13 protein-coding genes and 2 pseudogenes are annotated in these 11,854 nt (G+C 47.2%); 13 read left to right on the top strand and 2 right to left on the bottom strand.

Going from position 1 to position 11,854, the window contains the following annotated elements; all coding sequences use genetic code 11:
• On the top strand, nucleotides 1-298 hold a 298-nt coding region (locus A8990_RS30845; protein WP_147306869.1), incomplete at its 5' end, for an integrase core domain-containing protein.
• 201 nt (nucleotides 299-499) lie between these two features.
• Nucleotides 500-1,708 carry an MFS transporter gene (locus A8990_RS30840; protein ID WP_116192847.1) on the top strand — a complete coding sequence of 403 codons (1,209 nt, stop codon included), beginning with the start codon at nucleotides 500-502 and terminating at the stop codon, nucleotides 1,706-1,708.
• Nucleotides 1,709-1,735: 27 nt separating this feature from the next.
• Here A8990_RS30840 and A8990_RS30835 read toward each other — a convergent pair whose 3' ends face one another.
• Both A8990_RS30835 and A8990_RS30830 read right to left on the bottom strand, forming a co-directional pair.
• Entirely contained in the window at nucleotides 1,736-1,936 is a 201-nt protein-coding gene (locus tag A8990_RS30835) for a hypothetical protein (RefSeq protein ID WP_116192846.1), read from the bottom strand.
• A gap of 284 nt (nucleotides 1,937-2,220) precedes the next feature.
• A complete protein-coding gene (locus A8990_RS30830) occupies nucleotides 2,221-3,096 on the bottom strand; it encodes an AraC family transcriptional regulator (protein ID WP_116192845.1) in 876 nt (291 codons plus the stop codon).
• Between the two features lie 179 nt (nucleotides 3,097-3,275).
• Here A8990_RS30830 and A8990_RS30825 point away from each other — a divergent pair, with 179 nt between their 5' ends.
• The 11 genes and pseudogenes from A8990_RS30825 to A8990_RS30775 form a co-directional block, all read left to right on the top strand.
• The gene (locus A8990_RS30825) at nucleotides 3,276-4,640 is read left to right on the top strand and encodes an MATE family efflux transporter (protein WP_116192844.1); all 1,365 of its coding nucleotides are present in this window, start codon (nucleotides 3,276-3,278) and stop codon (nucleotides 4,638-4,640) included.
• Between the two features lie 252 nt (nucleotides 4,641-4,892).
• The gene (locus tag A8990_RS30820; RefSeq protein ID WP_181909850.1) at nucleotides 4,893-5,429 is read left to right on the top strand and encodes a DoxX family membrane protein; all 537 of its coding nucleotides are present in this window, start codon (nucleotides 4,893-4,895) and stop codon (nucleotides 5,427-5,429) included.
• Nucleotides 5,430-5,450: 21 nt separating this feature from the next.
• Nucleotides 5,451-5,558 (top strand): annotated as a pseudogene (locus A8990_RS30815) (universal stress protein); the annotation flags it as partial.
• 83 nt (nucleotides 5,559-5,641) lie between these two features.
• A complete protein-coding gene (locus tag A8990_RS30810) occupies nucleotides 5,642-6,463 on the top strand; it encodes a formate/nitrite transporter family protein (RefSeq protein ID WP_116192843.1) in 822 nt (273 codons plus the stop codon).
• On the top strand, nucleotides 6,456-7,370 hold the full coding sequence (locus A8990_RS30805; protein ID WP_116192842.1) for an L-lactate dehydrogenase: 915 nt from the start codon (nucleotides 6,456-6,458) through the stop codon (nucleotides 7,368-7,370). Before A8990_RS30810 ends, A8990_RS30805 begins: the two co-directional genes overlap by 8 nt.
• Before the next feature lie 279 nt (nucleotides 7,371-7,649).
• Nucleotides 7,650-8,159, top strand: a complete 510-nt coding sequence (locus tag A8990_RS30800) for a DinB family protein (protein ID WP_116192841.1) — start codon at nucleotides 7,650-7,652, stop codon at nucleotides 8,157-8,159.
• Between the two features lie 782 nt (nucleotides 8,160-8,941).
• Nucleotides 8,942-9,229 (top strand): hypothetical protein, encoded by a 288-nt coding sequence (locus tag A8990_RS30795; RefSeq protein WP_116192840.1) that lies wholly within the window; start codon nucleotides 8,942-8,944, stop codon nucleotides 9,227-9,229.
• A 90-nt stretch (nucleotides 9,230-9,319) separates the two neighbouring features.
• The gene (locus tag A8990_RS30790; RefSeq protein ID WP_116192839.1) at nucleotides 9,320-9,550 is read left to right on the top strand and encodes a DUF7660 family protein; all 231 of its coding nucleotides are present in this window, start codon (nucleotides 9,320-9,322) and stop codon (nucleotides 9,548-9,550) included.
• Between the two features lie 202 nt (nucleotides 9,551-9,752).
• Nucleotides 9,753-10,764, top strand: a pseudogene (locus tag A8990_RS30785) (helix-turn-helix transcriptional regulator).
• Nucleotides 10,765-10,846: 82 nt separating this feature from the next.
• Entirely contained in the window at nucleotides 10,847-11,488 is a 642-nt protein-coding gene (locus tag A8990_RS30780; protein ID WP_116192838.1) for a class I SAM-dependent methyltransferase, read from the top strand.
• 49 nt (nucleotides 11,489-11,537) lie between these two features.
• The coding region (locus A8990_RS30775) for a protein kinase family protein (protein ID WP_220376856.1) at nucleotides 11,538-11,854 on the top strand (317 nt) is incomplete at its 3' end.

Here is an 11,854-nt window from a genome sequence, read left to right as displayed (position 1 = left end):
AGCGATCTTCCATTCTGACCAAGGTATGCACTACACACATCCTAAAATCCGCCTCCTCGTTGCAGAGGCTGGATTTAAACAATCCATGTCTCGGAAAGGAAACTGCTGGGATAATGCCTCTATGGAATCATTCTTCGGTCACATGAAAGACGAACTTGAGTACAAAGACTGTCAATCCCTTGCGGAACTACGCGTACGGGTTAATGAGTATATGACGTCTTACAATTCTGAACGCTTCCAATGGACATTAAAAAAGATGACTCCTGATGAGTACAGGAGCCATCTGCTAGCTGCTTAATACGGAAATGCCTTTTTTATAAACTGTCTACTTTGTGGGTCACAGTTCATATGTCAGCAGTGTTTTAAATTTTTTTGGCTCCTCCCCGATTTTTCGGAATGCGTCAGGGATGGGGGCTCCTGACGACAGAGTCCCTTTGAAAGCGTAACCGTGTTATTGTAGAGTAATAGTCTGGTATAACTTGGATAGCGAGGGGTACACATGCAAATTACTCGTGACGTTCGCAAGTTTGTTTCGGTTCACGGTGCAAAAACACTCCTCACCATGCTGTTTCTCTACGGCATCGGAACCGGCATCTTAGCACCGATGAATGCGGTCTATCTGAACGAGAGCCTCGGGCTTGCAAAAGTGCAGATCACCATCGTCTTCGCGGCAGCACTGTTCTGCAACATGGTAATCACGATCACAGTCGGCTGGGTCAGCGATCGTTTGAAAAGCAAGAAGAAGCTCCCGGTATTGGCGGGCTTCCTTTGCGTGATAGGCTTGTTCATCTACATGAATGCAGCTGGATTTCGGACTGCGCTCATTGGTATGACAATTGCAGTCGCACCGTCAGGTTTGATTATGGGGCAATTGTTTGCCATGGCAAGAAATCATTTCTCGCGCCGCGCTGGCGATATTGTCGAAATGGCTCAGCTATGGCTTCGGGCATCTTTTAGCGTTGGTTTTTTTGCCGGACTGTTACTTGGGGCGAACATCTTCCTGATTGCATCCTTTCGTGGTGTATTGTTGGGCAATATGGCGGGATATGCATGTCTTGTAGTCCTGCTATTGTTGTATAAGGAAACAACAGGAGCAAGGGAAGTGAAGCAAGCGGGGATCGGAGAGCCGTTCTCTCTGATCATGCTCGTTGCGATCCTAATGCTTTCATGTGCCGATGCGATACGGGGATTATATTTGCAGCTTGTCGTTTTGCAGTTGTTTGGGAAGCCGGAGATCATGTCCTACATATGGAGCGCGCAGGCGGTATTCGAACTGCTGTTTATGACAATGGGGGGATACTGGGCCGCACGATACGGGAGTAAAAGGATCCTTTTAGTTGGCGGTTGTTTTGCGCTCGCCACTTATTTGACTTATGTAAGCAGTTCCTCGCTTGCTATATTCTTTGCCATACAGCTGTTGTATTCGTTTTTTGTGTCGGTTCTATACGGAGTCGCTATGGGATATGTACAGCGGATGTTCTTGAGCCGGACAGGCTTTGGGGCTAGCTTATACGTGTTCATATCGCAGACTGCTTCTTTAATCGGATACTTCCTGCCGCTGTTTATTCGAGGAATCACACCAAAGGTATTTGTCATACCCAGTGTTCTTGCGGCCGTATCGTTACTCATAATCGGTATGGTGTTGTATCGGGAGAAGAAATCAGATTCGAAGGGTTCAATGTCACAAGCTCAGGTGCGAATCCGTTAAAAGTTCCTTGAAGGGATTGATTGGAAGTTAATAGCGGCTTACCTTCTCGTACAGAAGCTTAAACTCTTCGATCGAGATCTCCTCAAGCGTGTCCGATCCCTCTCGGATAATCAACTTTCCGAATCTGCTCGATCGCGAATGAATCACGTCCCCGGCATCGTTCACAAGCTCTCCAGTCTTCTTGTTTCTGTACATAGTCGATTCCGCCGACAAGTCATAGCCATTCATAATATCGCCTCCTGCATCTAAGCATAGCGCAGGGACTCGCCCTGTTATATAAACCAAAAGGGGGATTTTGTCGACAAAAAGGAGTCCATTAGTTCTTGTCATTTATGACTTCAAGTTCTTGCCGACCGACAACTACGCTGATAAAGAGATAGAAAGAGCCTGCCCTTCGGAAGAAGGACAGGCTCTTTTTCATAACATTACTTGGCTGCGCTGCCAAGATACGCGTCAGGTGGTCCGTCCTTCATTCTTTAGCAATTGTCCAGCTAATGGTGAAGATAGAATCGTCAAACGGATACCCCTCTCCTGATCTCTCTTGGCGATACGCCTCTAAGCTGCCGGAACAGCTTCGAGAAGCTGTTGATGCTGCTGCAGCCGACTTCGGCAGCAATGTCGGTGACGCTCTTGGATGTATGCTTAAGCAAATATTCGGCTTTATTGATCCGGTTCAAATTCATGTACTGTACGAACGTCTGACCGGTCATCTTCTTGAACATCCGGCAGAAATGGTACGGGCTCATATGAACCATAGAAGCGGCCTGCTCAACGGTAATTCGCTCCGACAGATCGGATTCCAGATAAGTGAGCAGCTCCTTGAACTGATCGGTCTTCGACCGGAATGCTGACATCTCCGTGCTGCTGCGCTGCTTCACGGTAAATTCCCTGCTAAGCCAAGTGAACAGCAGCTGGCAGTACGAGCGAACGGCAAGTTCGTAGCCATGCTGCTTGTTCCCGAATTCGTGCGCGAGCTGCATGCAGGTTTGTTTTAGAAGGGGATACCAGGAGTCCGTCTGATCAATCCGGTTAGCAATCATGGACAAGCCGTTCGTGTATGGAGCAACCAGATCAACGATATGCGGTTCCTTGAGTCCAAGCATTGAAGGGTTGAACACGATCGCATACACGGTGAATGACTCGCTGGAATGCAGCGGGGCAGCCGAATGCAACTCGCCGCTGTTGACGAACAGCAGATCACCGGGCTTTGTCGGGAATGGTTGTCCTGCAATCTGATAGACAACCTCACCATGTTCAATATAGATAAGCTCGAAATGCTCGTGCCAATGAAGGCGCAAGGTGCAGCCGGGCTGGAAGGTCGGGTGAAACACATTAATCGGCAGCGCCGGATCGGGCATGGTTGTATTTTCCCATAAGTCCCTGCGCATAAGGAGCACCTCCGTTCAAATCGACAGATTAGCAAAATTGGATTAATAAACAACAAGAAGCATTAAGACTTCAAGGAAGGAAAGCTCTATATTGATTAATGTTATCACACTTTTAGCCTTAGCGGGTAGAAGCTTTAATTGAGCAAAATTGATTAACATACAGGGGGTATTCGACTTCAATGGCTCAAATCGGGAAAGACAGATCCCTATCCTTATTCGCACTCGCTTGGCCGATAGCTATCGAATTAATTTTGCAGTTTCTAATGGGTACGGTTGATTCACTTATGGTCAGCAGGCTGGGAGATAATACGGTATCGGCAGTTGGCGTGTCCAATCAGGTGATGCGGTCGCTGTTGACGATTTTCGTACTCATTAACGGCGGGGTGGGCATTGTAATCGCTAGAAAATGGGGAGCGGGCAATCCCGCTGCAGCGCGGCGTGCAGCCGCTATGGCGATAAAGATTGGGGTAATCGGCGGGGCTTTGATTAGTGTCCTGTTTGCTTTTGGCTCAGGTATCATAGTACAGCTGATGGGTACACCGGCCGAGGTAGCTCCGCAGGCGACAACTTATATGACGTTCATCGGCGCCTGCTCCATTCTGACGGAAATGAATATGATGCTGACCGTCATGATCCGTAATACCGGCAATACGCGCGGGCCGATGATGATTGCAATCGGGATGAATGCGATTCATGTCCTGTTTAACTATTTGTTTATTTTCGGTGAGTTTGGCGTTCCTCAAATGGGGATTGAGGGGATTGGCATTTCGACCATTATCAGCCGTTTACTTGCAGTAATCGTTGGAGTATGGCTGCTGCTTCGATCGTTCCCCGTTCCGTTCCAGCGGAGCGATTGGAAGGGATTCGACCGTCCGATCTTCAAGGAGATGATCGGCATCGGTCTGCCGAATCTCGGGAATGCGGCATCCTGGGGTTATTCCCAGATCGTGACGCTGGCGATCGTCTCCTCAATGGGAGCCGTCCAGCTTGCAGTCTTTTCTTACTTCAACATCATTCAGCAGCTGCCATGGCTGATCGGCAACTCGATTGGGATGGCGGTTCAAATTCAATGCGGCCAGCTGTACGGCGGGAAGCGGTATGATGAAGTATACCGGGCGCCTTATCGGGCTGCGGCTTGCGGGATACTGCCGACACTGGCGCTTGCTGTTATGCTGTATGCTTTTGGTCATACAACGATCGGCTGGTTCACCTCGGATAAGGAAATTATAGATCTGCTGCTTCCTTTGTTCCTCTGGTGTATCGTCTGGCAGCCGATGCGGACCTGGACCTATTCGTTTATTCAGTCTCTGACAGCGATTGGAGAAGCGCGCTTTGTCGCTCTAAGCAGTATGCTTGGGATGTGGATCTTCGCTACCGGCGGTGCTTATGTGTTTGGCGTACTGCTTCATATGGGAGTCATGGGAGCTCTTGTGGGATTAATGATGGATGAGCTGTTCCGCGCAGTTATGGTCGGCTGGCGATGGCTCGGCCGCCGCAGGCTGCCGCGTCAGGCGGAGACTGGTTCGGTTGTGCATACGGTATAACATGGATTTGATTAAAGCCATCCTTGGGAGATAGCTTTTTCGTGCCATTTTAGCTGTCTCGGTTGTCAGGTTGAGCATCTGGCCGCCGGCCTTGATAGTTCAATAACGAAGGCAGCGGCGAGTTCGGGAATGCTCTGTTTCCCTAGCAATAATTCAGGACTTTATCCGTGGAGACTCCGTGTTTATCCCGATAACAATCGAAGAAGGCGGGAGGTATGATGAAAGCAAGAAATCGCAAGGGAGATGTTGGATATGATGATGAATTGGCTGAGAGGAAACAAGTATGCGGCGATCCTGTTAACCTTATTACGGATCTACGTCGGCTGGGAATGGCTCACGGCGGGGTGGCATAAGATTGCCGGCGCCAAACCGTTCAATGCAGCCGGTTTTATGAAAGGTGCGATCGCGGGGCCTGTCGCAGACAATGCCACGCACGAGACCTTGTATCCCACGTTCATAGCGTTTCTAAAGCACGTCGCCTTGCCGAATGTGAAGCTGTTAAATGTCATTGTGCCATGGGGCGAATTATTAGTAGGAGCGGGTTTATTGCTGGGAGCATTAACGACGACCGCGGTCCTGTTTGGCCTGCTGATGAACTTCATGTACATGTTTGCCGGTACGGTTTCGACTAACCCTTGGCTGATTCTTCTTGGTTTCTTCATAGTCGCAGCAGGGGCCAATGCGGGTAAGTTCGGGGTGGATCATTATATCCTTCCGTATCTCCACGAACGCTTTAAGAAACATGACCGGGCGCCGAAACTTCATGCAAGAGGACGTTTGCATACGTAAGCTGACGTAAGATGAAAGAAAATTGTTATCGGCAACAGGGGACACGGGGCATGGATGGAATATTTGCTTGGAAGCGTATCGCATCACGTCGTCCAGCATGCGAAGGTGTCCGTGCTGATCGTGAAATAAAGAGTTGCCGGAACCTACTAAAACCCATTTTTAGCATAATCGGATTGCTGCTCTGTATCTTTTAAATTTAGAGGTGAGCGTAAATGGAAGTTGCCGCTCTCGAGAAGGTTGAAAAGCTTGCCTTGAAGAAGCTCAAGGTATTCATGCATAGTCGTCTACGGTATATCGCACGTTCCGCGCTCGCGAGCATGTTCATCGGGTTTGGTGTCATTGTGGCGTTCAAGACGGGCAGCTTCTTCTACGGGGAACATTCTCCGCTCACGTATCCGATGGCGGCAATTACTTTCGGAGCGGCGATCATTCTAATCTCTTACGGGGGAGGGGATTTGTTCACTGGCAACACCTTTTACTTCACATACACCGCTCTAAGACGGAAGATTCGTTGGAATACCGTGCTGAAGCTATGGCTGTATACTTACATCGGGAACATCATCGGCGCAGTTTTTTTCGCTTTCATGATTTACACGACCGGGCTTTTCGCCGAGTCGTCCGTTAACGGGTTCCTGCTCAGTGTCGTGGATAAGAAAATGAATCTGCCGATGGTGGAGCTGTTTTTCCGGGCCATCCTCTGTAACTGGCTCGTCTGTCTAGCCTTCTTCATTCCCCTATCCCTCAAGGGTGACGGTGCTAAAATGTTCGCTATGGTTCTCTTCGTGTTCTGCTTCTTTATCTCCGGCTACGAACATAGCATTGCCAACATGTGCACGTTCGCGATCGCGCTGGTGCTGCATCATCCCGGGACGATATCCATGGGCGGCGTACTTCATAATCTCGTTCCGGTCACCCTGGGCAATATCATTGGCGGCGCGGTGCTGATGGGCGTGATGTACTACTATGTAAACAAACCCTATTTTGAAGAACTCGATTCAACTATTGAACATACGGAGGGCGATTCGGATGAGTAAAACGAAGATTGTGATCATTGGAGTCGGAGCAGTCGGCGCGACGACTGCGTACACACTGTTACTGAGGGAGCGAGCGAACGAGCTGGTACTCATTGACGCCAACAAAAGCAAGGCGAAAGGCGACGCCATCGATATGAATCACGGCCTTCCTTTCCTTGGGAGGACGAAGGTGTGGGCGGGCGAATACGAGGATTGCCGCGATGCCAACATTATCATCATTACGGCAGGCGCTGCCCAGAAGCCAGGTGAGACGAGGACCGATCTGTTGAAAAGAAACGCCGCCATATTCGAGAGCATCATGACAGAAGTGCTCAAGTACAATCAGGACGGCATTCTGCTGATCGCTTCCAACCCGGTGGACATCATGAGCTACTTCTCGTGGCGGAAATCGCAGTGGCCTATTCAGCGGATCATCGGTTCGGGCACGCTGCTCGATAGCTCTCGCTTCCGTTACCTAATCGGAGAAGAACTTGGCATTGACCCGCGCAGTGTACATGCCCATATAATCGGCGAGCATGGTGATTCCGAACTGCCGGTGTGGAGTCTGGCCAATATTGCCGGAACTCGCATTCCGTTCGACGAAGAGACGAAGGAGAGAATTTTCACGAACACGAGGGACGCCGCTTACGAGATCATCTCGGCAAAGGGGGCTACCTACTACGCGATCGCCCTAGCGCTCGACCGCATCTGTACCGCAATTCTTCATGACGAAGGAGCTGTGCTTAATGTCTCGACGCTGCTTCAGGATTATCACGGGGTATCGAATGTCTATATGGGCGTCCCTTGCGTCGTGGATCGTAGCGGCGTTCGCGAGGTGCTCCAGCTAGAGATCTCGGAGTCGGAACGCGATCAGCTTCACCGGTCGGCTCAGAAACTGAAAGAACTTATTCAATCCATTGAAACATGAAGGTACGGAATGAGCCTGATGGGATGGCTTCCCTCAGGCTCTCTTTCATTTCTTTCTGATTGTCTCGATTGAAGCTGCAATACTATATAAAGGCCATTCAACGGGCACTAGAGCACAACGACAGTAGGCTGCCGGCATCAATCATCGGCGGCTTGTTCTGCTAGGGGGGCAGGATAACGCAGAAAAAATGCTCGAGGAAAGGTTGAACTAGTTCGAAGTCGAATAATTAATTAACGGGGAACGTTAATTTTCTGTATCTCCATAGAGAGGGGACCACGCATGAACCAAAGACCGTCTGAAGAAGAATACGTCGGGGACGTCGGCGAATTTATCCGGTTAGTGCCGGGAAGCAACATCATCGACATTCTGTTAGCCCAGGAAAAGCAAACGAGCGAGCTGCTGGCATCGTTGACAGAAAGGCAAGGCGCGTATCGGTATGCGCAAGGAAAATGGACACTGAAAGAAGTCGTAGGCCACATCGCGGACGGGGAACGCGTCATGACCTACCGCCTGCTTAGGTTCGCTAGAGGGGACAAGACACCTCTGACCGGTTTCGACCAGGAATTGTTCATGTCTCCTTTCGTAAGCTGGACAATCGCGCAATTGGCCGAAGACTATCGGGCAGTACGGCAATCGACGATCACGCTGCTGCGCGGATTGCCGGAGGAGGCATGGTCCCGCAAGGGCACAGCTAACGACGTAAGCATTACGGTGCGTGCCCTCGCGTTCGGCATCGCGGGACATGAACTACATCACATGGGGGTCATCCGAGATCGGTATTTGAGTTAGTTCTGAATGCTTTTATAGAGTTTATTGAGAGTAGAGGATGGCAATTTGGAGGCGGTAGCGTTCAAATTGTTGAAGTGGAGAGCGAGTTAAGGATATCGATTAAGCTAACGCGCACTATAGCGTCGAAGAATAGGCTGCCGATATAAATTGGCGGTCTGTTCCGCTAACGGGGCAGAAGAGCGCAACAAATATTGTAATTGTAGCGTCTAATTCAATGGATGGGATAAAATGTAAACGACTAGTTTGGGTTTTCGAAAGGAGCACAAGTAAATGGAACACGATAAAGAGATACAAGAACTTAAGGAACGTTTGGGCAGAGTTGAGAATCAACTCCAAAACAGATCGCATTCTTTCAGTTTGTCAAAGTTCATAATAGGCTTTATCGTAGTTTTTGTACTTATGTTGATTACTATTGGAGTAGTTCAATATATTGCATCATCATGAGTAACGACTAACGGGGAACGATAGCCCATTGTTCCAATAACTACAGGAACACATGGAGGTATGATTGGAATGTTGCTTTGGACTATTAGCATTAACATGGTTGATGATTACTGGCTGTTTTACCCCTTTTCTCGATTTTTGGGATAGCTAAACTAAAGTCCAGCATTCAACTGAGAGACGGGCACTATCGCTCAATATAACACGTCGGCAGCCGGCTTAATGATTCAGCTGCCGTTTTTCATATAAGGGACGGGCAGTTTAACGTAACTTCTCAAGTAGAGGAAACGTAACATTAATAACCATGTAAATTGTAAATACCTTATCAGGAGGGCGAACTTTTGAAGTATTATTTATTTCTTATTGCTTTATTTTTAACAGCTTCAGGTTGTACGAATAAAACTGAAGATCGAGACATTGAAATATCCAGTAGTTCGGCTTCGATCGGAGCAGTCATTCCCGAACAAGAAGATATGTTTAATCAAAAATTAACTTACAGTATAGTTATGAAAAATCCTGATAGAATTAGTGTCGTTGACAAAGTGGATGTAATAATCACAAAACTCTTCAAAGACATTACATGGGGAAAAGTGGTAACAACGGCCTCCGGGAATTTGAGGTGGAATTAGTATTCTGGAATAAGTATTGTCGGTATAATTTTTATAGTCATTCCTATCATTCTAATTATTTTGTTTATTACCCTTTGAAAGGGTGTTTGAATGGAAGTTCATGAAATGATACAACAAGTTAAATCAAAAGAAGACTTTATTGTTTTTGTATCTCGATTACTTAAGGATTTAGAGAATAATCGTGATGAATGGAAAAATCCGACTTTAGAACGGTTTCTCGAAGCTATGGGAGCCTGGGTTACAGACTCAAAAAATGTGCCACACGAACCAACTTGGATGACACTTGCTAATATTTTATACGCTTCAAAAATTTATGAATAAAATCATAGACACTTTTCCGCTAGCGGGCACGTTAATTCAATGATCAAAAGGAGCAGTCAGCAACGCGGCGGACTACTCCTTTTCTTTATGGACCAAAGATGAACCGATTACTCGGACTTATCCCCGCGCAAACACAACTTATATCAAAAAGAAGATGTTCGTTTCTTCTATAATCGATTTAGGAGGAGGTGCTTACGAACCAATGATGCAGGAGATGATTGACTGGATTGAGGATCATCTATTTGAAGATTTTTCATTAGAAAGCTTAGGACATCGCATGGGGTATTCTCCCTATTACTGTTCGTTCAAATTTCATCAAATGACTGGAATCACCATTAAAAGATATAAGTCACTTCGAAAGATGTATCTGGCTTCAATGGAGTTAAAAGAAACCGATCAAAAGACGATTGATCTTGCATTGAAATATGGATATTTATCTCAGGAAGCTTTTACGAGAGCATTTAAAGGGACATTCGGCCTAAGCCCGAGTGCCTTCAGAAAAAATCCGCAACCCTTGCAAACCTATGTGAAAATTAAAATGAATCGTAGGGAGGATGCATTTTCAATGGACATTTCTCAACAATTGAAAATTGATGCTTTGCAAAATAAAATCCAAGATCAATTTGATCAAGACATATTGAATATCTTAAATGGACAAATGATGTATGAAGAATTTTATAATCATCAATTAATGGGAAAAAGTGATTATGTCCCTTTTAATGAAGCGATGTGTTCAAACGATACTACCGATACGATATTCAGCGATGAGTTTAAACAACTAAGAGCTTCCGGACATCAGGTGCCCTTACAGAAGTATGAGGAGATTACCTTGACTCCTTTGAAACCTATGTTTGAGAATAAATACAAATGCATCGTTTTATGGTTTGGAGATGACATGTTCTGTCAAATCAATTTACTGACCGTTTTGGCGTACTTAGAACAAGTGGGCTACGATGGAAAAGTGTATTTCCATATGGTGAATGAAATGAACTATGAAGTGGAAGAAACGGAAATCTGGCTAGAAGGTTACAGAAATATTTATCAACAGGTCATGATTCGTCATCAATTACCAGAAGCAAATCACCAACTTTATTAAAAAGAATATAGGTAAGCCGCAGAATGAATTATTGCAACATTTATTTAATCTATTTCCTCACTATGGACTAGGGGATACGCAATATATCAAAATAATTGAAACGCTAAAACAAGCTTAAGTTTGTAAAGCTAACTTTTACGAAGACGGAAGCTTGAGAGATAGTTATGTAATTCAAGCGGAACCCAAGAGGAGGAAATGCGATGACGAAACGTTCGAGCGCGCCGGATCAGGAGCATTGGAATCAAGTGTATAACAGGTTATCCCTTGGCAAGCCGGTCTACGACTTATGGCTCGATGATTATGAACCGTTGCTGGCTGAAGCGAAGAATGACGCCATTATCGATCTTGGCTGCGGCTACGGCTGTGATACGCTTTATTTAACGGAGCGCGGTTACCGCGTGATAGCTTGCGACTTTTCGGAAAAAGCGTTAGGCCATATCGCTGAGCATATTCCGGAAGCGGAGACGAAGCAGGTTGATATGACTGAAGGCTTGCCGTTTGCGGATGGGAGCGTGGGAGCGGTCGTGGCCGATTTATCACTTCATTATTTCGCTTGGGAAGATACCGTTCATATCGTGAACGACATCGCCCGGGTACTGAAGCCGCGAGGCGTGTTACTGGCTCGCTTTAACTCGGTTGGCGACGTTCACTATGGCGCCGGGCTTGGGGTTGAACTGGAGCCGAACTATTATGAGCATGAAGGGCGGCGCAAGCGGTTTTTCGATGAGGGCGATTTGCGGCAGCTTTTTGCAGATTGGGGAATTGAAGCGGTCAAAGAGACGGATATGCTCCGTTACGGCAAGCCGAAGTTATGCTGGGAATTGGCTGCTGTGAAGATATAAGCGGTCTGACCGATTTCGAAGTTTTAGTTAAATAGGAGGAGGAAGGATTGTGGAAGATCTCAAGCAAAAGGCGGACCGTTTTGTAAAGAAGCATTACGGGGACCGGGCCCAAAATCTTGTGTCCCTCGCATCAGGCGATTGGTCGCGGGCCTATGCCTTCTTGCTCGATGGGCGTGATAGGATTATTCGTTTCGGTGCATATCGAAGTGACTTTGAGAAGGATCAGGCGATGGGGCATTTCACCATGGCTTCATTGCCGATTCCTAAGGTTATCGAGATCGGCGAGACGGATAGCGAGTTCTTCGCCGTATCTGAGCGGGTTCCAGGAGATACGCATCTCGATCAGCTGAACGAATCGGAGATGCT

This window comes from Paenibacillus taihuensis, from assembly GCF_003386535.1.
Classification (GTDB): Bacteria; Bacillota; Bacilli; order Paenibacillales; family Paenibacillaceae; genus Paenibacillus_Z; species Paenibacillus_Z taihuensis.
Note: the sequence above shows the minus strand (reverse complement) of the source record. Positions and strands in the feature narration are given on the sequence as shown.